This window comes from Dyadobacter sp. SG02 (assembly GCF_900109045.1).
GTDB lineage: Bacteria > Bacteroidota > Bacteroidia > Cytophagales > Spirosomataceae > Dyadobacter.
The window spans coordinates 79,875-100,455 of record NZ_FNYL01000008.1 but is presented as its reverse complement, the minus strand read 5'-3'; the positions used below and the strand labels follow the sequence as shown (position 1 = coordinate 100,455).

The following is a 20,581-nucleotide window of genomic DNA, read 5'->3' as shown; positions in this document are numbered from 1 at the left end:
TTACGGTTTAGGACAATTTATCAATAATATCTTTAATCACTTCTTGCAAATAGGCACCATTGTAGGGGCCGTACCAGCTCATCGTTTTAGTCTCATACAAATCGCGGTTGAAATATTTGTCGTGGGTAATATAGCCGATATAGCCGCCATTGAAGCTGGTCACCATCAGATTCAGGCCTTTGGACTTGGCGTAAGCATCCAGCGGGCCGGTCAGCTCGCCGGAGAAATCGCAGGGCATGCCTACCATCAGGATATTGCCGATGCGCAATGCCTTCACATACACAGGATATTCGCCAAATGCTTTTTTGAATGCCCACGGGCGCAGCACAATGCTCATCGTAAGGCGCGGGGTTGGTTCGCGGAGCGGCAGGGGCAGAGTTATTGCTTCTACCAATGCACTCTTCGACTCTTCTTTCACAGTATTAGGCGACAGTAGTGCATTCTGCACACCAAATGCCTGGTTTTTCACTTCATCAAAATCATCCGTCCCCTTTTCGATCGGTCCCATGCTGCCTACCGCGCCTGCCATGTACATCGCGAAATCGTAGCGGCCTTTTTCCAGCGAGTCCACGAGCGCGCCCGGGTAGTCGCGGGAGAGCACGATGTTTTTGGAATTCAAAACCGTGGAATGTGCCGCAAAAGAACTCAGAATGGCCTTCTGCCCGCTTTTGGTCACGAATGCCGCCGAACGGATCTCGGGGTCCACGCCTCCCTCTTCCCCGACCAGCCGGTTGCGGATATCGAGCGAATCGAGCGACTCCATGTAGGTCAGCTGCACGGGTTCTACCTTCTTTTGTGCGTCAGTAATGGCTTTGTGAAATGCACTGGCAAGGCTCTCGACAATGGCCGGATCATACTTACCCGAAAAGAAAAGCGACGAAATACCGGTTCCCCAACCACCCACACTGTTATGGCTATGCGTAGCGCCGAAATAAATCTGCTCGAACGGAATATCGCCCGGCCTCAATTTTTCTTTTAATGACTTAATGACCGTCGGCGGGATGATCAGCAGGTCGGCAGCGATGATCGCGGCTTTGGTATGCCCATTGTCGATCACCATCGCACGCACGTAAACGGAGTCGTGCACGGCCGTGTACGGGCGCCCGCGGCGGTTGCCATAGCCCGCAGTGGGCGTAGGCGACGCCGGTGTGATATTGACCTTCGCCCAACCGGCCCGCAGTGTGCCGGAAGTACCTCTGGTGTCACCTGGGTCGGTAGCGGCCGAACCATTTACGGCTTTCACTCCGCCGATCAGCATTTTCCATTCTTTATAATAGGCCATCTCCTGGTACGGCGTATCGTCCATGGTCGTGATCATGGTAGCAATGGCGAGTACGAGCAACAGGAGGAATATCCCGATGATTTTCAAAAAAATGCGCAGCACCTTCATGGATTGCGAGTTTAGGTTTGAGGAAAAGACGGCAACCCGCGTTTTCTATTGATACCAAAAATACCCGGCAAACCTCGTTTCAGGTTTATGCCGGGTATTAAATGTTGATGAAAATAGCTAAATGCCTGATCAGGCCTGTTTTACGAGCTGAATATTGGCGATCAGCTTCACGTCCTCACCAATTACTAAGCCGCCCGAATCAGTCAGCTGCATGTAATTGAGGCCAAATTCCTGCCGGCTCAAACGGCCTTCCACTTCGAAACCAATGCGCAAGTTTCCTTCGCCATCCTTTTCTGCACCTCCGTATTCGGCATCGAGCTCAATGGGCTTGGTGATGCCTTTCAGCGTGAGCAAGCCCGAAAGCTTGTAATTATCGCCTTTGACTTTATGAAAATAGTTGGATTGAAAAGTAATATGCGGAAATTGCTCGGCATCGAAGAAATCCGCCGACTTCAAATGGGCGTCGCGCATTTCCACATTGGTATCGATACTGCTCACATCGAGCGAGAAGTGAATTTCTGCATTTTCAAAGTTGTTGAGATCCGAGGTCGCTCCACCTTCGAAGTTGTTGAAGGAGCCCGTGATCGTCGAAATGACCAGGTGTTTGATTTTGAACTGTACTTCTGAATGTGCCGGGTCTACGATCCATTTTGTAACTGCCATAGGTGTATTATTTAAATTTTCACGAAATGCTGTTCGCTCTAAAATTAACATTACTGATGTACAAACGTCGATTAAAACGATTTAATTCTGAACAAAGCGAAGGTTCACGATAAAATAAATGGCACGTAATTTTTAAGTAACTAAGCATCATTACATTGAACCAAAATACTAATCCGACTCATAAATGAAAATGAAGGGCAGAAGCATATTCACGTACGACGTATATGCCCCCACCACCGTAACCACCATGTTACGCCCCCGTCGCCAGGAAGGCCAATCGATCATTCAGGAAGGTTTTAACATAGAACCACCGGTTCCGTTTTCGGAGTACACCGACCTTTACGGCAACCCTTGCCAGCGCGCGATCCTACCCGTCGGCCGGGTTACCGTCACCACCGAAGTACAGGCGCAGGTTAACCCCACGAAACCGATCCCGGACCCGTCGCCTGCGTATATGCTTGTAGGGGATTTGCCTGACGAAGTCATGCATTACATCCTTCCAAGCCGTTATTGCCAGTCGGATTTGCACGAAATCAATATGTTAGCCATGGAAATTGTCGGCAACCTCGCGCCCGGGTATGAGCAGGTGGAAGCGATCCGGACGTGGATACATAACAATGTGCGTTACCAGTATGGATTTTCAAATCCCGCAACCACCGCATTGGACACCGCCCGCGCCCGCGTGGGCGTGTGCCGCGATTTCACGCACCTCGCGATCGCATTATGCCGGAACCTCTGCATTCCGACACGTATGACGGTGGGCTACCTTGATAAACTGAAAGAAATGGATTTGCACGCCTGGTTTGAAGTTTTCATCGGCGGCGAATGGTACACATTCGATGCGGTACAGGAAAAAACCGAGGGCTACCGCATAGAGATCGCCCATGGCCGCGACGCCGCAGATGTGGCGATGGTTACCCAATACGGCAATGCGATGCTGCAATCGCTGAAAGTCGAAGTCGAGTTGCTTGACCCGGAACAGTAGCGTGGTCAGGTGTTGTCAATACCTGACCACACCTGACTAAATAACGCCAAGATCCTTACCGACCTTCGTGAAAGCCGCGACTGCTTTTTCGAGGTCGTCCTGCTCGTGCCCGGCCGAAATCTGCACGCGGATGCGCGCCTTGCCATGCGGAACGACGGGGTAGAAAAAGCCGATTACGTAAATGCCCTCATCGAGCAATTTAGCGGCAAATTCCTGTGCGAGTTTTGCTTCGTAGAGCATTATGGGGACGATCGGGTGCTCGCCGGGAAGAATATCGAAGCCCGCTTCGGTCATCGCTTTGCGGAAATATTGGGTGTTCCGTTCCAGCTTATCACGCAATGCGGTGGATGAGGTGAGCAGGTCGAGCACCTTAATAGAAGCACCTACAATGGAGGGCGCTAGTGTATTGGAAAACAAATAGGGCCGCGAGCGCTGGCGGAGGATTTCTACGATCTCCTTTTTGGCAGCCGTGAATCCGCCAGAAGCGCCGCCTAATGCTTTGCCGTAAGTGCCGGTGATAATGTCGATACGGCCCATTACGTTGCGGTACTCGTGCGTACCGCGGCCGGTTTTACCCATGAAGCCGCTGGCGTGGCATTCATCGATCATGACCATCGCCTCGTATCGCTCGGCCAGGTCGCAAATCTTTTCGAGTTGTGCAATGGTACCATCCATGGAGAACACGCCATCGGTCACCACCAGAATGCGGCGACTACCTTTGGCATCTTCGAGCTGCTTTTGCAAATCGCCCATGTCGTTGTGCTTGTAGCGGAAACGTTTGGCTTTGCAAAGGCGGATACCGTCGATCAGCGAAGCGTGGTTCAGCTCGTCGGAAATAATGGCGTCCTGCTCGTTCAGCAACGGCTCGAAAACACCCCCATTCGCATCAAATGCCGCGGCGTAAAGAATGCAGTCCTCCGTACCCAGGAATTCGGCCGTTTTGCGTTCGAGTTCCTTGTGAATATCCTGCGTACCGCAAATAAAGCGAACCGACGACATCCCGAAACCGTGCGAATGAATGGCATCGATTCCGGCCTGGATCACATCGGGATGCGACGAAAGACCCAGGTAATTATTAGCACAAAAATTAAGCACATCCGCACCGTCGGTAGTAGCAATATGCGCCGATTGCGGCGTAGTAATCACGCGCTCTTTTTTATATAACCCAGCCGACCGGATCGCTTCCAGTTCGCCCGTGAGTTGTTCTTGGATGTTACCGTACATTAGGATGAATTTTGAATGAGTGAATGATTGAATGATTGAATTTTGAATGAGTGAATGAGTGAATGAGTGAATTTTGAATGAGTGAATGAGTGAATGGTGAACTGAATAGCTAGAATTGGGCTAAGGCCAGAATGGCGCGAATAAATATCGCTCCGATCAATCATTCGGCCATTTAATCATTAAAAACATTCACTCATTCACTCATTCACACATTCACTCATTCACACATTCACTCATTCACTCATTAACAACCTGATACTTCTTCCTTAACTCCGCGATCATCTCTTCCGTCATCTTATCGAGCGAGTAGCTTGGTCGCCAGCCCCAATCTTTCCGGGCCTGGGCATCGTCGATTTCCTGGGGCCAGGAATCGGCGATGGCCTGGCGGAAGTCTGGTTTATAAGTTATGTTGAAGTCGGGAATAATCTTTTGAATACTTTGCGCGATTTCCTGGGGAGAAAAGCTCATTCCGGCAAGGTTGTAGGAGGTCCGCACGGAGATTTTCTCGGCAGGAGCTTCCATCAGGCGGACAGTGGCGTCCATGGCATCGCTGATGTAGATCATCGGCAAAGTCGTTTCAGGTTTCAAAAAGCATTCAAATGCCTCACCTTTCACCGCTTTGTGATAAATATCGACGGCGTAATCGGTAGTACCGCCGCCCGGCATTGACTGGTAGCCGATGATGCCCGGATAACGTAACGAGCGGATATCTACGCCGTAGCGTTTGAAATAGTAATTAGACCAGTTCTCGCCCGCCGCCTTGCTAATGCCGTAAACCGTTGCCGGATCGAGGTATGACCATTGCTCGGCCAAAGTATCCACGCGGTCACCAAAAACGGCAATCGAACTTGGATAAAAAACTTTGCTTACCCCGTTCTCACGCGCTACTTCGAGCACGTTGAAATACGTTTGCATATTGATTTGCCACGTTCTGAGCGGGTCCTGCTCGCCTTTTGCCGAAAGGATCGCGGCGAGGTGATAGATTTGCGTGACGCCGTATTTTCGCACGATCGCTGCCATTTCACCGGCATTGGTCGCGTCGAGTTGTTCGAAGATTCCTGTGGAAAATTCGGGCATGCGGATGTCTGTCGCTACCACTTTCCCCATTCCGTAAATCTCCCTCAGATATTCTACCAGAACAGAACCGATCTGCCCGTTTGCTCCTATTACTAAAACGCAGTCCGTTTTCATAAAAAACAACTTTTGGGTAAAGCATAAATCACTTGCAATTTCCCATTTGCGAAAATTATTTTCAACAAACAGGCCATTTTCCAGGAAACATTACCACACTATTTGATTTTTGGAGCAAAATTTACTTTTTGAACCTCAATTAGAAAGTCATACCAGTAAATATTATTGCCCCATGGAACAGTTGGACAAAATCGATACCAAAATCCTCCGCATCCTGCAAAAAGATGCAAAAAAAACGACCAAGGAAATCGCGACGATGCTTAACCTGACGGTGTCGCCGGTGTACGAGCGGATCAGGAGATTGGAGAGCCTGGGCTATATCAAACAATATGTAGCCATTTTAGATAAAAAACTCATTAACAGGCACGTTACAACCATCTGCCAGGTATCGATGCGCTACCATAATGAGGCATTTATCGAGAAGTTCGAACAGGAGATCCAAAATCTCCACGAGGTGCAGGAATGCTACCACATGGCAGGACAGGTCGACTTTCTGTTAAAAATCAACGTCGCCAGCCTCGACGAGTACCACGATTTTGTAAAATACAAGTTGTCCAAGATCGACAACATAGGCGTGCTCAACAGCACCTTCGTGTTGAAGGAGATCAAGCACACCTCGGAGTTCTACATTTAAAGCGTTCGTTTCTTTACATCGAAAGACACGGTTTTACTGCCTGCCGCGCCATCCGGGGTAATGCCCTGGATCACGACCTGGTAGCGGCCGGTTTGGTCGGAAGTGTAAAACTCTACCGTCACTTTGCCGTCTTTGCCGGTGGTCACGTTCGGCGCCCAATGCAGCAGGTTCCGAAAATCGGCCACGCGGCTGTTGGCATTGTTGCTGTCGTATTTAGGCGCGTAAAATTCCCTTTGCGCCTGTACGCCTTCGTAAGGCATAACGAGCACTTTCGGGTCGAGCTCGAAGCCGCCCAGGTCGCCGCGGTAGGTCGAGAAGCTTACAATGCCCGTAAAAGTCATTGGGCCGAGGAAATAGCGTGAACTGATCAATTCTATTTTCTTCACTTTCAAAGGGTCCATTTCGATGATCTTGTCGGCGTCGAAAACCGGGATGCCATCCAGGAGCATCATCGGATCGGTCGTGTAATAGGTATTCGGGAGCAATTTGTCGATCATCCGCATATGGAACTCCTTTTGTCGGCGGCGCACGAGAATACCTTTGACATATTCCCTCAAAACCTCTTCCATGGTAGGAAAGCGGGTGAAATCGTCGAGAAAATACTTCTCGTCGGGCATCCCGAAGAATGGCAGGGAATCGGTGAGCACAGCTTTCTTTTCGGTATAAATCCGCGGCAGGAATGCGTTACCGGTCTGCATGTTGATAGACCGCGTCAGCAACTGGTTTTCCAGGGTTTTATCAAAGTAAAAAGAAGGAACGGGCGTCGTCGAAAATTGTTTGGAGAACGGCGAAGCCACCTCGAACCGATAGGTAGAGTCGGTGGCCAGGTTCGTTTGGAGCGTGATTTCTTTCGGACCTGTGAACTGGCGCACTTCAAATTTCACGCGGCCTTCTTTATCGCTCATATCCACATACAGGCGTGCGGGCACGTCGAGCGACGCCAGAAATGCCTCTTTGTTCACCGCCGGTTTCCCATCGGCTCGGTTCAGCACACGGGCGTTGATGAAATGTCCGTCGTATTCGGGCAAATGCTCAAAGCTCACCAACTGCCCGCCAAATACCTTGTCCCATTTCAGACGGCGCCAGCCGTGGGTCAGCATGAGGTTATCGAGCTGCCGGTCGGTGTCCTGGTTTACATTTTGGAAATAATAAGCGGGGTTTTCGACATCCCCTTTCAAATCGGCTGTGAGCCATAAATAGCTGTGGATATCGTGTTGTGGCTGGTATTGAATGGAGTCGTCGAGGTATACGGCCACCGACAAGTTGCTCCAAGCGGGCAACGATTGCCCTGCTGCCGCCGAAATGTTCATCGCCACTTTCTCCCGACCGATGAAGCTCTTGCCCACCTGCGCGTCGATCGTCAGTTGCTTTTCGGGACGTTTGAAATACAATCTTTCACAAACCGGTTTCAGCTTTTCATTGAAGACCGTGATCTGCGAAATACCTTCGCCAAGTTTGGCCCTTTCCAGCAAAAAAACAGCCTGGCTTTTGCCTAATCCCTTTTTACCAAATATCGCATTGGTTTGGCGCGTGTGCGCGATCAGGTACACATTCACGGGCTCCTCGCTTTCGAGTTTTGCCGTTACGGTCACTTTCACGAGCGCGGACGTCGAGTCTTTGACTTCCATCACATACCCCTGCGGTTCCACTTTGGGCAGCTCATATTCGAAGCGCTTGCCTTTGCTGTCGGTAATGGCCGCTTTGTAAACCCCGTTGTCTTCAGGTTTTAGTTTAAAATAGCCAATCCCATTCAGCTCAGGCTCGAATTCGCGGACGGTTTCGTTCTGCTGGTTCAGAATTGCACCTTTAAATTTGATTCCCTTACCATCGGCACCCACCGCGCGAAATGCGACTTTGCTTTCTATACCATTGACCAAATGGCCGCCTTCCGGGAAAAACTGTACATCGTAACGGGTTTCTTCCTTCGAGGCCTTGTCCGGATCGAAGCGCACAAACGGGTTCAGGATAGAAATGGAGGTTTCAAAATAGCTTTCAGCCGAGAAATTCTTCATCCAGTTGGTATAGCACCGCAGTTTGTATTTGCCGCTCACGAGCGTGGAGGGAACGAGCGTGGAGCCGTTGCCCCGTCCGTCCAACATCGCGAATTTGGTCTGTACCACGGCATTGTTCTCACTGTCGAGCACTTCCAGGTAGGCTACTTTACTCAAATCGAGAAAGCGGTGCGTGGCTCCGCTGAGGTTATAGGCTTTGAACCAGATCGTCTCCCCCACGAGGTAAAAGGGCCTGTCGACATGCACGTAAAGCTTTTCCTGCACGGCCCGCTCGGTATAAAGCCCGAACCGCTCCCGAACGGAGGCGAGCATCGCGTCGTCCTGCGCATACGAAGGGCTGTAAAATGCCAGCGCCAGCAAACCACAAATGAATGTCCTGAGTTTCATTGTATATTTTTCAAACAATAGAATTTTCATCGATCCCAAAATGCCGGTTTCGTGGTAGTCCCGCCCTGCGACCGGCAATCCGCACACGATTCCGAAGTTCCCAGATAGCCGCTCTTCGGTGGCCCCATTAAATAGTAAAGCAACACCGCGCCGCCATTGAATGCCTCATCGAATGTGAGGGTATCCGGCGCCATGCAACGCGGGTAGGCGCCTAATGTTTCCCGGATAAAAATCCGCTGCTTTTGTTCCTGCGCCGCACTGAAATAACCGAATACCAGTTCTTTCGCGTCGGCTTTGGCCTTGATATTGCCCGTTACCTGCGACGGCTGCGGGTCAAAAAGGCTACCCGTACCCTGGGTCGTTTTAGCGAGATCGGTCCAGTATTCGAACGCCTCACGCGTCAGTCCGTATTGCCTTACGAGAATGGAATAGCCGAAATACAGCTTATTGGTATTGATATCCACGACATTAACCGGTATATCACGGACAATATCCTGGCTGAGCTTGATCGTCGAGCCGAGCTTGATATCCCTCGAAGCCAGCGTCCGCCAGCATACATTGATATTATCGGTCCGCGAAACGATCTTTTTATTCTCGTAATCGCGCGTGAGGCTCGAATAATAGGCCATCCGGTACTCATAGGTCTCTTCGTAATTCCAGCGGTAGAAACGTGTCTGATTGCTCGGATCATGGGTATTCACGTAAATCATCATCGCATTCCTCCCCTCGTCCACGCGGTAGGTAATGCTGTCGATGGGCGGTGTTTTGCTCACCACCACCAACTCGGATTCATATTCCCGGCCATCGAAGCGCCTGATATTCAGTCTGTATTTGAGGTCGGGATTGAGTGTCGTCGGCGGGAGCTGGTACAAACCGCCGCCCATATCCTGAAACGCATAGCTTTCCCCGTTCTCCGCTTCGGCTGTGATGGTCGCACCCGATTCCCTGTCAAACTGCCGGCCTTCGTTCACGCCCTGCGTATGGCTCAAAATGATCTGGCTGGTATCTCCGCTTACATTCAGGAAGCCGTCCACCACGAGGTAAACCCCCGGGTTGGTCACCTCCGGCGGCGAGAATTCCTCAATGCAGCTGTTAATCGCCAAACCAGCGGCCACCAGCATTGCACAGGACGCCCATTTACCGGTTCCATAGCCCGTTTTCAGCTTTTTGATGAAATCTCTTCCTTTCACAGTCATTCCTTCTAAAATCATTACCAATACGAGGGTCTTTGCGTAGTACCACCTTGCAGGCGGCAATCGGCGCATGAATGGGCTGCTACGAGCACGGAGTCGGAACGTGGGCCCCAATAGGTGAGGAGCAACTTCGCAGTATTTAGCGCGCATTCGTCGGCATCCCGCGACGAGCAGCGGATCGGGATCGTGTCGGGTTCGGTGCAACGCGGGAATGTTCCGAGCCGTGGGGTAATCGTCAGTCTCCTGGTTTCTTCGGTGGCCGCGCTGAAATAGCCGAATGCCAGCAGGTGTGGGTTGGATGTGCTGCGGATGTTGCCTGTCACCTGTGAAGGCAGTACGTCGAACAGGCTTCCCGTTCCCTGCGTGGTTTTGGCCAGATCGGTCCAGTACTCGAATGCCTGGCGCGAGAGGCCGTACTGTCTCACCAGAATGCTGTATTTGATAAATAATTTATTGGTTGAAATGGGTACGCGGTTCAGCGGCAGGTCCTTGATCACATCGCTACTCAGTTTTACCGTACTACCCAGCAAAATACTCCCGGAATTCGTCTTCCGCCAGCATTTATTGATATTGTCCGGCCTGGTCACCACCGTATCGTTCCTGACCATCAGTGCGGAATAGTAGGCCGCTTCATACTCCCAGGTTTCCTCGAATTTCCAACGGTAAAACTGTGTCTTGTTCTGTGTATCGTGCGTGTTTATATAAAATACTCCCGCATTCAGCACCGGATCCACTTTAAAAGTCACGCTATCGATCGCAGGGGTGATGCTTACGCCCACGTATTCGGACAAATATTCCTGGTTGTCTTTTGTTTTGATCCGCAACCGGTACTTGCCTCCCCGGTTGTACTGCCGCGGGGCCAATGTATAAATGCCCGAACCTGTTTCTGCCAGCGAAATCGTCTCGCCGTTTTCTTCCTCCACAGTCAGCTGCGCACCGGTTTCAATGTTGGGGGATGCAGTTGCATTGACATTCTGTGTTCTCCTGAGCTCTATGCGGGTTGAATCCGTACCGTTTACGTTCAGGAAACCGTCTATTACCAGGTAATTCTCGTCCGAATTCACCTCAGGCGGCGAAAACGGCTCGACACAGCCGTCGATGATCAGCAGCAAAGCGAAAAAACCTATTTTTAAAAACCAATATCTCATAGCTGCTTAGAATCTGAAATTGTAGGTTACAGTCGGGATCGGCTGGCCGAAAATCGAAAGCTGGTAACCATTCACCCTTCCGGCGACGGTCTGGAAATAGACCGAAGTCGGGTTTTTTCTTCCCAGGACATTATAAACCGCAATCGTCCACGAGCTGTGTGCGAGCTTTTTGATCCGGTGATTACCCTCGATGTTCATTGCTAAATCCGTCCGGTAATAATCGGGAATGCGGAACTGATTGCGATCGGCATAATATACCCGCTGCGAACCGTCGATGATATACTTGCCGATCGGCGGCGTGTAGGGCCGGCCCGTGCTGTAAGTGAAGTTGAACGATACGCTGAAACGGTGCGAGAAACGGTAGTTGGAAATCAGTGTAAAATCGTGCGGCTTGTCGTAATTGCTCGGGTAGAAATTCCCGTCGTTAGGCGCGTCGGGCGAGTCGCGGTCGACCGCACGCAGGAGCGTCCGCGCATACGTGTAGCCCAGCCAGCCATTCAGCTTTCCGGTCATTTTCTTGATCATGAATTCCACGCCGTAAGCTTTGGCTTTGGTATTGATCACCGCCGCCTCGATATTGTGGTTCATAAAAAGCGAGTCGCCACCTTTGTAGTCGAGGAAATTGCGGATGTTTTTATAGTAACCTTCAAGCGAAACCTCGATTTTATTCCCCCGGAAATTCCGGTACAACCCGATCGAAAGCTGGTCGCCGATCTGCGGCTTGATATACGGATCGCTCAGTTTCCAAATGTCGGTCGGTGAAACCGTCATGGTGTTCGTCAGCAAGTGAATATACTGCCGCAAGGTATTATAGCTCGCTTTGAGCGAAAGGTTGTCGAAGATGCTATACCGCACCGACGCCCGGTATTCCGGCCCGCTGTACGTTTTGATCTTCGCACCCGATTTGTAATCCTTCACACCTTCCTGATAAATGTAGTCGATCGGAAAACCGGGTACATAAGTATTGATCGACTTTGGCCCGAGATACTGAAAGAACGACCACCGCAGACCTCCCGAGATCGACAAGCGCGGGCTTACCTCCCATTTGTCTTCCAGGTACAATGCGCTTTCCGTCGCCTGCTCGGCTTGCAATTCGTCAGGAACAATCAGCGATTCGGTACCGCGCGGTTTGAATGAGCCGGGATGCAGTTTGTAGTAAATCGTACTTCCGCCAAATTCCAGTGTATGCTTCGGATGCAGTACATAGCTGAAATCCGCTTTGAAATTGGATTGGTTAATATCGAATTTCAGGTCGAAAGAATTGAGCGGGAGGCCTTCTGCTTCCATCGAATACTGGTACTTGCTATGCGAGGCCGTAAGCACCCCGTAAAGGCGCGAATTGAAGGTATGTTTCCATTTAACAGAGCCGAGCTGATTCTGGTAGGAATACAAAGTGTCGCCATAGAGCCGGAACTTGTCGCTACTGGTGTAGCCTGTCACCGAGACGCTGTTCTTTTCATTGATTTCATAGTTCAAATGCAGGTTGACATCGTAGAAGTTGGCTGAGCTCCTGTTATAGTTCTCATTATCCAATGCCCTGATCACCCAGTTGGAGTAGGTCGAACGGCCACCGAGAATGAACGACGCCTTGTCTTTCACCAAAGGCCCTTCCAATGTAACCCGGCCGGTAACGAGTCCGATCCCGCCCGACGCCACGAATTTCTTCTTGTTCCCGTCGCGACTGCTGATATCGAGCACAGAGGCCAGCCTTCCGCCGAATTTGGAAGGAATTGTACTTTTGTAAAGCTCCACCTCCTTTAACACATCGGGATTAAATGCGGAGAAAAAGCCGAAAAGGTGCGATGGATTGTAAATCACCGCATCGTCGTATTGAATCAGGTTTTGGTCCACCGAACCCCCGCGAACGTTCAGACCGGTACTGTTTTCACCCACGGATTTGATACCGGGCAATGTGAGCACCGTCCTCAGAAGGTCCGTCTCGCCGAATACCGTTGGCACCTGTTTGAGGTTTTTGATGGTCAGTTTCACGGTACCCATTTGCGTACCTACCACGTTTTTGTCCATTCCGGCCTTCACCGATACTTCCTTCAATGCGATCACGCTTTCGCGCATTTCAATGTCGAGCTTGCCGTCGGAGTACAGTATGACCTGCCGTTGTGTTTCACGCATACCCGTGCTCTTAATGCGCACGATCTGCTTCCCGCGCGGGATAGTGAGCGCATATTGCCCGAGCGCATCGGTGGTAATACCAATGGAAGGCGAGTTGATAAACACCGCCGCGCCGATCACCGGCTCACCCGTCACAGCATTGCGGACATAACCGGTTATTGTGGAATTACCAGGCGCGATTCTGTGCTTTCGTATCCCGATTTCGTGGACTTTGCTTTCGGCTGTGGATAAAAGTTTTTCCTTAATATCGCTCTCGGGACCTGCGTAGGCGATGGAATCGTTTTCGCCGGCGCGTTCCGGGTTAAACAATCCGGGCGTGAGCTGGGTAATGATCTTCTGGCCTTGTGTAATGTAAATGCGTTTTTGCCCGTCGATGGCATATTCGAATTCGGAGCCCTTGAAAACCTGGTCGAGCACCTCCCGGAGCCCGAGGTTGTTCGCATTCAAATCCAGCGTAAGGCTATCGAAGCGCGTGGCGTCGTAGTAGAAATAGTAGCCCGTCTGCGCCTCCACCTGTTTCACAAACTGGTCGAACCGCGCCGAATCCAGCTTCATCGTGATCTTTTTTTCGGGCACATTCTGGCCGTAGGAAAAGTGGGCGGTAAATATGCAGCAGAAGATAAGGGTTAGTGGTAGAATTATTTTCATTTGGCTAGGTTATCGTAGGTTTCTACCATCTTCACAATGGCCATTTCACGGTTTTTACGAAACTTGATCTTATTCTCCCGCAGTACCTTGCGCAACTCCCGCTTGTGCTCCGGGAACAATTCCAACGTCGATTTCTTCGTGTGTACCGAATGATAACGGCCATCCTTGAACACATAGAAAAAGTTCTTTTCGGGATAATAGGCAATCACTCGCTTGTCGACGATCTTCTCCTGCCGCGACTTGGTCCTGCGCACGAGCGTACGCGATTTGCCGCTGTAAACAATGTCATAAAACCCGGTCCGCATTTGCGGGTTAATCTCTTTCCCCGATTCGAGGCGGGCGAAATGATGCTGGTCGATAATGAACGAATCCACCTTCACGGTTTGCAACAGCACGTGGTCCCCGTTGAAATGCCGGATCACCAGCTCGTCATGGAAAATATCGTAGAGCATCGGGATGCTATCGAACTGCTGGCCGTCGTAGAGCACCATCCCATTGAGCCACCTACGCTGCTCGTAAAACTGGTGTTCATCCATGCGCGCGTCGTACACGTAGTACTGGCGGCCATTGTAAAGATTCTGGGAAATGGATGTGGCTTCTTTATACAGCGACACCGGGTAAGCCGCAGCCTCCCTTGCCGAAGAGGTTTCGGCCAGTGTCCCCTGGGCAAACGTTTTCCCCGAAAACAGGGCACAAAGGAATAATGCAGTGGTAAAAATACGCATCTACGCAGTCAATTTTAAAGCAATACGTTTTAAGGCTAACGAAATCTTGCAAGTACCGGGGCTTGTACTTTATGAAGTGAACATAAGTTACATACTTCAAATGTAAATTAAATATTTTATTCGATTTATTAAATTTAATCACAAAAGAATGAAATGCTAATTATCTAATGCATAACTACCGGTTCCTTCGAATCGACTAACTTTGCCATTTATAGGTACTACACGTTTCACTTACCTGATATGAAAATCCTGATCACCGGTGGGGCCGGTTTTGTTGGCTCTTCGCTGGCCATAGCCTTGAAAACAAATTATCCTGACTACCAGGTTTACGCGCTCGACAACCTTAAAAGAAGAGGTTCGGAACTGAATATATCCCGTCTAAAAAAGGCAGGCGTGGAGTTCGTTCACGGAGATATCCGTAACAAAGAAGATTTCGACGCCATTCCGGCGGTCGATACGGTGATCGAAGCATCCGCAGAGCCGTCGGTACTGGCCGGTTTGGACGGTACGCCCGATTACCTGATCAATACCAACCTCGTTGGCACTGTCAATTGCCTCAATTATGCATTGAAACACAAAGCCGGGTTTATTTTTCTTTCCACCAGCCGCGTGTACCCGATCAAGACGATCGAGACCCTGAATTTCGTGGAAGAAGAAACCCGTTTCGCATTGTCCGATGAGCAACCGGTACCTGGCGTTTCGTCAAAGGGTATTGGCGAAGATTTCCCGCTCAACGGCGCCCGTTCACTTTACGGCACCACCAAGCTCGCTTCCGAGCTGATCATTCAGGAATACAATGAGTTCTACAACCTCAAAACGGTCATCAACCGTTGCGGCGTGATCACCGGTCCGTGGCAAATGGGCAAGGTAGACCAAGGCGTAATGGTACTCTGGATCGCGAAGCATTATTTCGAACAACAACTGGGTTACTTCGGTTACGGCGGCACCGGTAAGCAAATTCGCGACATGCTGCACGTGGCCGATCTTTATAATCTGATCGATTGGCAGCTGCATAATCTGGACAAGGTCAATGGCGAGATCCTGAATGCCGGCGGTGGCCTGCAAAGCAGCGCTTCATTGCAGGAACTGACAAAAATCTGCCAGGAAGTAACCGGCAAAACGATCCCGATCAAAGTCGTTCCCGAAAACCGGACAGCCGATATCCGTCTCTACGTGACTGATAACACGAAAGTCACCGCATTGACAGGCTGGGAACCGAAAATAGGCATCCGGCAGATCGTCGAAGAAATCACCGCCTGGCTGGCCGAAAACGAATCCGATCTCGCGCCGATTTTGAAATAAACATGGCGCGAAATGGCGCGAAGCTCTTGCTTCGTGCACCTTATTCGCAGGCCTCCGGCCGTTCTGAACGGCAAAATCGCCTACGCGGTATCGCCCGGCCGGAGGCCTGCAAATAGTAAGCACGAAGCAGGAGCTTCGCGCCATTCTGAAAAACTGACTGCAATCATGTAGCTTCCAAGAACTACCTGATCGCAGTCTTTGTTTTTTAGGTCCGTACCAGTCACATTCACTCATTCACTCATTCGGTCATTCAATCATTCAGTCATTGAACCATGAAATTCATCGAATGCCCCCGCGATGCCTGGCAAGGCTTTCACCCCTTCATCCCTTCGGAGATCAAGCTGGACTACCTGAATCAGCTCATCCGGGTTGGGTTTGATACGATTGATTTCGGCAGCTTTGTTTCGTCCAAAGCCATACCGCAAATGCAGGATACCGCCTGGATCGCAGAACGGCTCGACCTTTCGGGCAGCAATACCAACCTGCTGGCCATTGTCGCCAACGAGCGCGGCGCGGCCGATGCGTGCGCATTCGAGCAGATCGGTTACCTGGGTTACCCGTTCTCCATTTCGGAAACATTTCAAATGCGCAACACGCAGGCTACCATCGCGGAGTCGTTCGAACGAGTGAAACGCATTGCCGACTTGTGCGTGAAACATAAAAAGGAGCTGGTGATTTACATCTCAATGGGTTTTGGCAACCCTTACGGTGACACGTGGGCACCGGAGATTGTGATGGAGTGGGTGGAAAAGCTTTCAAAACTGGGCGTCAATACTTTTTCGCTGGCGGATACCGTCGGCGTGGCGAAGGTGCATGATATCGGCTGGCTCTTCACCGCACTGATCCCGCATTATCCCGAACTGGAATTCGGCGCGCATTTCCACACGCGGCCTGACGACTGGCGCATTAAAATACAGGCGGCTTACGATGCTGGTTGCCGTCGATTCGATGGCGCATTGCTCGGCTACGGCGGCTGCCCGATGGCGCAAGACGATCTGGTAGGTAATATGCCTACCGAGCGGCTAGTGGATTTTGCCAAAGAACAAAAAGAGTTGCTTTGCCTTGATGCTAGCGAGTTACAGAAGGCACGGACGATGTTCCAGCAGATCGTCGGATAAGCAAAATGCGCCGAAAATTTCTTCCCGGCGCATTGAATTCGCTATTTAAATGCTTTTAAGCAAACTTCCTTTTCACGATCGCGAGTAACGCGGTAACCGCTTCTCCGTTTACATCCCATGCATATTTGGACGCATAACGATGCCAGATCAGGTTTTCGGCTTCCTCGAAACTCTTCACGCGGTCGAGCTCGTAAATCGCTTTGTCGAAATGCTCGCTGTTACGGTCGAAAAGCTGGTTCACAAACATGAAACGTTGACCAAGTGGAATGCTGCCCGCGATGTTTTCGACCTTCAATGGCACGGTACCATAGGATTTATCATCCGTGGGCTTGGGAATTTCTACTTTGTAACGGTTATTCAACGAGTCTCTTTCCGCGCTTGGCCCTGCATTTGCTTTTGCGACGATCTCGCTGATCACCGCAGAAGCCGGCTCGGCGCGTGGTGCTACCGGACGGGCAGTACTAGGCTCCAACTGGCTGAATGCCGAATCGAAGAACGATTCATGCTTGTGCGTCTGCTGAGGCAGTGGCACCGGCACAGCGCTTTCGGCCTCCTGGATTTTCAGCTCGGCAAGGTTGATCGGGAATACCTCTGCAAATTGCATCAAATGCTGTTCGGTATCGTCGATCAGGTCGGCGTTGTCTTTGAATTCGTACAACCAGCTCACGGCCTGCGTCTGGTACACCGAATCGGAACCGCTGTCGGTCAGGCGGCCTAGCAATGCCTCCGCGACGCCGCGGTGGATGTGCGTATATTTGACGAGTTGCTCGGCCTTCGCGTGGGTAAATTCCGCATCGGAGACTGCCCTGATCTTTTCTTCGAAATAGGTAGCAGGTGCGAGGAGGAGTTTCAACGATTCTTTGACTGAATCGGACAGTAATGGTTCGAGGTCGGCACGTTTCACGGCTATGTGCTGCGAAGCCGTGTTCATGAATTCTTCCAGCGCACTTTTTACTTCTTCATTGGAAAAATCAAAGTAAGGGCTGCGGAAGGCTTCGGCATTGTTTTTCCATTCTTCGAACAGGCGGTTGAGAATACCCAGGTTGACCTGTCGTACGGGTGTCAGTTTTAATAATCCGGCACCGGTAACGACGTCCTGCGACCTGTACACTTCGTTCAAAACTGTTGTTGTGAACCGTGCTGAGTACTGGTTGAGTGCGATTGAATTCAGATTATCCGGCATAACGAATAAGCAATTTTGGTAACGTAGTGTTGGGAAAAATATGTTTGATTTGTAAATATAAAATAAAAATCGACCTTTCAAATGGTCGGTCGGGCACCAAAATATGTTTGTAGAACCATCCCACAGAAGAGAATTTCAAAATCCCCGCACCGGCTGGATCGAAGTGATTTGCGGATCCATGTTTTCCGGAAAAACCGAAGAACTGATCCGCTTACTCAACCGCGCCAGAATTGCCCGGCAAAAAATCCAGATTTTCAAACCTGCGCTTGATAAACGATACCACGAGGAGAACATTGTTTCCCACAATGACAATTCGATTCCCTCGATACCCGTACAATCGTCTCAACAAATATCGGACCTGGCGCAGAATTGCGAGGTCGTGGGCATCGATGAAGCCCAGTTTTTCGACGAGGGTATTGTGGACGTATGCAACCAGCTGGCCAATAACGGCAAGCGTGTGATCATCGCAGGCCTGGATATGGATTATATGGGTAAACCCTTCGGATGCATGCCGCAGCTAATGGCTATTGCGGAATATGTCACCAAAGTTCATGCGGTTTGCATGGTATGCGGGGAAGTAGCGTCACATTCTTACCGACTTTCGCCCTCGAACGAGCGGGTACTGCTGGGCGAAACGGATCTATATGAAGCCCGCTGCCGCCGGTGTTTCAATCTGGGCGAAAAAGCGTCTGAATTGTTTTCCAAATGAAAAAACAAAGGCTGCTGATCTTTTCGCTTGCTTTGAATGCGGTACTGATCGCGATCTTTTTAATATTCGGCTACATTTACCGCGACAAAATCGCCCAGCGCTTTGTGCAAATGCAAGGCAATCCGACGATCGTCATGTACGGCAATTCCATTACGGCCCAGGGGAAATGGGTGGAGTTGCTGGGCAGGATGGATGTGATGAACAACGGCCTGCCGGGATTGACGAGTTATCATTTTCTCAAACTTATCCAATCCCACGTCATCGACCTGCATCCCAAAGTTTGTTTCATTAAAGGTGGGATCAATGACATTACCGTAGGCGTAGCGCAGGAACGCATACAGGCCAATTTCAAAACAATGCTTGAAATGCTGATACAAAACGGCATCATGCCGGTAGTAACGCTGACCGTTTACCAGCAGAACGATCCTTCAAGCAAAAAGCAGGTCGATGCATTGAATGCGTTCCTGGTTTCTTTTTGTACCCAAAAGAACATTACCTATATTGATTTGAACCCGTACATTTCAGACTCGACCGGCCTGCGTGCCGAATATGCCGTCGACCAAACGCATTTGAATACCAAAGCTTACGAAATCTGGGCGAGGGAAATCCGCATGGTTTTGAAGGAAAAGAATATTTAAGGATGCATTAAAAACAGAAAAGCCGCCCATTACTGAGCGGCTTTCGTCATTATATGCTGTTCCGATTAAGCATTCACCTGGTTCATCACCTCGGTTTGCTTGCGGATCGATTCCATGTGAACGAGTTTGAACAATTCGTCCACCAGGTTTGGATACAGATTCAGGCTGCGTCCCCAACCAGCGCGGGTTTCCAATACTTCGCGGAAACGATCTACCTGGTAAGCGGCTACGTTGTTATCGCGTTTGTATTCTGCCAGTTTCTCCACCAGGGCCATGCGGTTTGCCAGTGTTTCGAGCAACTCGCGGTCTAGGTTATCGATTTTGCCACGGATAATTTCCAGTTGTGATGCGTAATCGCTGCCGTATGATTCTTTACGTACGTGCAGGTCGTGCAACATTTGTCCCAAAGCAGCTGGCGTAAGCTGTTGTGCAGCGTCAGACCATGCTTTGTCCGGATCGCGGTGCGATTCGATGATCAGACCATCGTAGTGAAGATCAAGCGCACGCTGAGCGATTTCGTACAGGTAAGCACGCTTTCCAGCCATGTGGCTAGGGTCACCGATCACCGGCAATTGTGGGAAAATCGTTTTCAGTTCGATCGCGATGTTCCACATTGGGGAGTTACGGAATTTGTGCTCCTGCGCGTTAGAGAAACCGCGGTGGATCGCACCGAGTTTTTTCACGCCAGCCTGGTTCAGACGTTCCAGGGCCCCTACCCACAGTTGAAGGTCAGGGTTTACAGGGTTTTTAACCAATACAGGTACATCAATTCCTTTCAGGGCATCAGCAAGTTCCTGTACGTTGAACGGGTTCACGGTGGTACGTGCACCGACCCAAAGGATATCAACGCCGTATTTCAATGCCAATTCGATATGCTGAGGCGTAGCAACTTCCACAGCCACAGGCAGGCCTGTTTGCTGTTTCACCGCTTGCAACCATGGCAAAGCTGCCTCTCCCATGCCTTCAAAGCTGCCTGGACGAGTTCTCGGTTTCCACACCCCTGCACGGATTACGTGCGCAAATCCTTCCTCTTTGATCTGGGTTGCGGTTTCTAACATTTGTTCCTCGGTCTCTGCGCTGCAAGGCCCGGCGATTACCAAAGGCTTACCTTCGGTATTGATCCAACTGCTAAGCGGTAGGATATCTAAAGAAGCATTCATACTCAAAAACTTGTCCTTAATAAAAAATTGATAATTGTAATATTTTGATCCGGTATTATGTGTATTTCTTCGATTGCCCGTACATTTGACCCCACAAAAGTCAATCAACTTCTTAATGCGTATTACTTTCTTCCTGTGGTT

The 20,581-nt window shown here is 50.4% G+C and carries 17 protein-coding genes; 6 read left to right on the top strand and 11 right to left on the bottom strand.

The annotated features are described in order from the left end of the window. Positions 1 to 7: 7 nt before the first annotated feature. Complete coding sequence (locus BMW93_RS19625) at positions 8 to 1,390, bottom strand: neutral/alkaline non-lysosomal ceramidase N-terminal domain-containing protein (RefSeq protein ID WP_090380153.1); 1,383 nt, start codon at positions 1,388 to 1,390, stop codon at positions 8 to 10. A gap of 129 nt (positions 1,391 to 1,519) precedes the next feature. Further along, positions 1,520 to 2,053 carry a YceI family protein gene (locus tag BMW93_RS19620; protein WP_090380150.1) on the bottom strand — a complete coding sequence of 178 codons (534 nt, stop codon included), beginning with the start codon at positions 2,051 to 2,053 and terminating at the stop codon, positions 1,520 to 1,522. A gap of 184 nt (positions 2,054 to 2,237) precedes the next feature. On the opposite strand from BMW93_RS19620, the gene BMW93_RS19615 reads away from it, so the two are divergent. Then, complete coding sequence (locus tag BMW93_RS19615; protein WP_090380147.1) at positions 2,238 to 3,038, top strand: transglutaminase family protein; 801 nt, start codon at positions 2,238 to 2,240, stop codon at positions 3,036 to 3,038. 36 nt (positions 3,039 to 3,074) lie between these two features. Here the strand turns inward: BMW93_RS19615 and kbl are convergent, their stop codons facing one another. Together kbl and BMW93_RS19605 are read right to left on the bottom strand one after the other, a co-directional pair. Further along, positions 3,075 to 4,262, bottom strand: a complete 1,188-nt coding sequence (kbl, locus tag BMW93_RS19610) for a glycine C-acetyltransferase (protein ID WP_090380144.1) — start codon at positions 4,260 to 4,262, stop codon at positions 3,075 to 3,077. A 237-nt stretch (positions 4,263 to 4,499) separates the two neighbouring features. Beyond that, positions 4,500 to 5,453, bottom strand: a complete 954-nt coding sequence (locus tag BMW93_RS19605) for an NAD-dependent epimerase/dehydratase family protein (protein ID WP_090380141.1) — start codon at positions 5,451 to 5,453, stop codon at positions 4,500 to 4,502. 172 nt (positions 5,454 to 5,625) lie between these two features. Here BMW93_RS19605 and BMW93_RS19600 point away from each other — a divergent pair, with 172 nt between their 5' ends. Beyond that, positions 5,626 to 6,087, top strand: coding sequence for an Lrp/AsnC family transcriptional regulator (locus tag BMW93_RS19600; protein ID WP_019941792.1), 462 nt, complete (start codon positions 5,626 to 5,628; stop codon positions 6,085 to 6,087). Here BMW93_RS19600 and BMW93_RS19595 read toward each other — a convergent pair. Genes BMW93_RS19595 through BMW93_RS19575 form a run of 5 tightly spaced genes read right to left on the bottom strand, consistent with a single transcriptional unit; the run spans position 6,084 to position 14,330 of the window. Beyond that, a complete protein-coding gene (locus tag BMW93_RS19595) occupies positions 6,084 to 8,486 on the bottom strand; it encodes a hypothetical protein (protein ID WP_090380768.1) in 2,403 nt (800 codons plus the stop codon). The genes BMW93_RS19600 and BMW93_RS19595 overlap by 4 nt on opposite strands. Positions 8,487 to 8,512: 26 nt before the next feature. Beyond that, entirely contained in the window at positions 8,513 to 9,697 is a 1,185-nt protein-coding gene (locus BMW93_RS19590) for a DUF4249 domain-containing protein (protein WP_229240598.1), read from the bottom strand. Then, the gene (locus BMW93_RS19585) at positions 9,697 to 10,827 is read right to left on the bottom strand and encodes a DUF4249 domain-containing protein (RefSeq protein WP_090380137.1); all 1,131 of its coding nucleotides are present in this window, start codon (positions 10,825 to 10,827) and stop codon (positions 9,697 to 9,699) included. The genes BMW93_RS19590 and BMW93_RS19585 overlap by 1 nt, the downstream gene beginning before the upstream one ends. Positions 10,828 to 10,833: 6 nt before the next feature. Next, the gene (locus BMW93_RS19580; protein ID WP_090380134.1) at positions 10,834 to 13,605 is read right to left on the bottom strand and encodes a TonB-dependent receptor; all 2,772 of its coding nucleotides are present in this window, start codon (positions 13,603 to 13,605) and stop codon (positions 10,834 to 10,836) included. Next, the gene (locus BMW93_RS19575) at positions 13,602 to 14,330 is read right to left on the bottom strand and encodes a hypothetical protein (protein ID WP_090380131.1); all 729 of its coding nucleotides are present in this window, start codon (positions 14,328 to 14,330) and stop codon (positions 13,602 to 13,604) included. The genes BMW93_RS19580 and BMW93_RS19575 overlap by 4 nt, the downstream gene beginning before the upstream one ends. A 240-nt stretch (positions 14,331 to 14,570) precedes the next feature. Here BMW93_RS19575 and BMW93_RS19570 point away from each other — a divergent pair, with 240 nt between their 5' ends. Next, a complete protein-coding gene (locus tag BMW93_RS19570; RefSeq protein ID WP_090380128.1) occupies positions 14,571 to 15,632 on the top strand; it encodes an NAD-dependent epimerase/dehydratase family protein in 1,062 nt (353 codons plus the stop codon). A gap of 272 nt (positions 15,633 to 15,904) precedes the next feature. Further along, on the top strand, positions 15,905 to 16,750 hold the full coding sequence (locus BMW93_RS19565) for a hydroxymethylglutaryl-CoA lyase (protein ID WP_090380126.1): 846 nt from the start codon (positions 15,905 to 15,907) through the stop codon (positions 16,748 to 16,750). 55 nt (positions 16,751 to 16,805) lie between these two features. On the opposite strand, the gene BMW93_RS19560 is transcribed toward BMW93_RS19565, so the two are convergent. Continuing rightward, complete coding sequence (locus BMW93_RS19560; RefSeq protein WP_090380123.1) at positions 16,806 to 17,933, bottom strand: hypothetical protein; 1,128 nt, start codon at positions 17,931 to 17,933, stop codon at positions 16,806 to 16,808. A gap of 103 nt (positions 17,934 to 18,036) precedes the next feature. Between BMW93_RS19560 and BMW93_RS19555 the strand changes: the two genes are divergently transcribed. Beyond that, positions 18,037 to 18,642, top strand: coding sequence for a thymidine kinase (locus BMW93_RS19555; RefSeq protein WP_090380120.1), 606 nt, complete (start codon positions 18,037 to 18,039; stop codon positions 18,640 to 18,642). After that, the gene (locus BMW93_RS19550; RefSeq protein ID WP_090380117.1) at positions 18,639 to 19,280 is read left to right on the top strand and encodes a GDSL-type esterase/lipase family protein; all 642 of its coding nucleotides are present in this window, start codon (positions 18,639 to 18,641) and stop codon (positions 19,278 to 19,280) included. Before BMW93_RS19555 ends, BMW93_RS19550 begins: the two co-directional genes overlap by 4 nt. Positions 19,281 to 19,345: 65 nt before the next feature. Here the strand turns inward: BMW93_RS19550 and BMW93_RS19545 are convergent, their stop codons facing one another. Continuing rightward, entirely contained in the window at positions 19,346 to 20,440 is a 1,095-nt protein-coding gene (locus BMW93_RS19545; protein ID WP_090380113.1) for a chorismate mutase, read from the bottom strand. Positions 20,441 to 20,581: the final 141 nt, after the last annotated feature.

Excerpts from the sequence above, each read along its gene's own strand:
- BMW93_RS19605 (WP_090380141.1), bottom strand. The coding sequence starts at position 5,453 with ATGAAAACGGACTGCGTTTTAGTAATAGGAGCAAACGGGCAGATCGGT.
- BMW93_RS19555 (WP_090380120.1), top strand. The coding sequence starts at position 18,037 with ATGTTTGTAGAACCATCCCACAGAAGAGAATTTCAAAATCCCCGCACC.
- BMW93_RS19600 (WP_019941792.1), top strand. The coding sequence starts at position 5,626 with ATGGAACAGTTGGACAAAATCGATACCAAAATCCTCCGCATCCTGCAA.
- BMW93_RS19590 (WP_229240598.1), bottom strand. The coding sequence starts at position 9,697 with ATGATTTTAGAAGGAATGACTGTGAAAGGAAGAGATTTCATCAAAAAG.
- BMW93_RS19615 (WP_090380147.1), top strand. The coding sequence starts at position 2,238 with ATGAAAATGAAGGGCAGAAGCATATTCACGTACGACGTATATGCCCCC.
- BMW93_RS19595 (WP_090380768.1), bottom strand. The coding sequence starts at position 8,486 with ATGAAACTCAGGACATTCATTTGTGGTTTGCTGGCGCTGGCATTTTAC.
- BMW93_RS19550 (WP_090380117.1), top strand. The coding sequence starts at position 18,639 with ATGAAAAAACAAAGGCTGCTGATCTTTTCGCTTGCTTTGAATGCGGTA.
- BMW93_RS19625 (WP_090380153.1), bottom strand. The coding sequence starts at position 1,390 with ATGAAGGTGCTGCGCATTTTTTTGAAAATCATCGGGATATTCCTCCTG.
- BMW93_RS19570 (WP_090380128.1), top strand. The coding sequence starts at position 14,571 with ATGAAAATCCTGATCACCGGTGGGGCCGGTTTTGTTGGCTCTTCGCTG.
- BMW93_RS19620 (WP_090380150.1), bottom strand. The coding sequence starts at position 2,053 with ATGGCAGTTACAAAATGGATCGTAGACCCGGCACATTCAGAAGTACAG.
- BMW93_RS19545 (WP_090380113.1), bottom strand. The coding sequence starts at position 20,440 with ATGAATGCTTCTTTAGATATCCTACCGCTTAGCAGTTGGATCAATACC.
- BMW93_RS19565 (WP_090380126.1), top strand. The coding sequence starts at position 15,905 with ATGAAATTCATCGAATGCCCCCGCGATGCCTGGCAAGGCTTTCACCCC.
- BMW93_RS19560 (WP_090380123.1), bottom strand. The coding sequence starts at position 17,933 with ATGCCGGATAATCTGAATTCAATCGCACTCAACCAGTACTCAGCACGG.
- BMW93_RS19585 (WP_090380137.1), bottom strand. The coding sequence starts at position 10,827 with ATGAGATATTGGTTTTTAAAAATAGGTTTTTTCGCTTTGCTGCTGATC.
- BMW93_RS19580 (WP_090380134.1), bottom strand. The coding sequence starts at position 13,605 with ATGAAAATAATTCTACCACTAACCCTTATCTTCTGCTGCATATTTACC.
- kbl (WP_090380144.1), bottom strand. The coding sequence starts at position 4,262 with ATGTACGGTAACATCCAAGAACAACTCACGGGCGAACTGGAAGCGATC.
- BMW93_RS19575 (WP_090380131.1), bottom strand. The coding sequence starts at position 14,330 with ATGCGTATTTTTACCACTGCATTATTCCTTTGTGCCCTGTTTTCGGGG.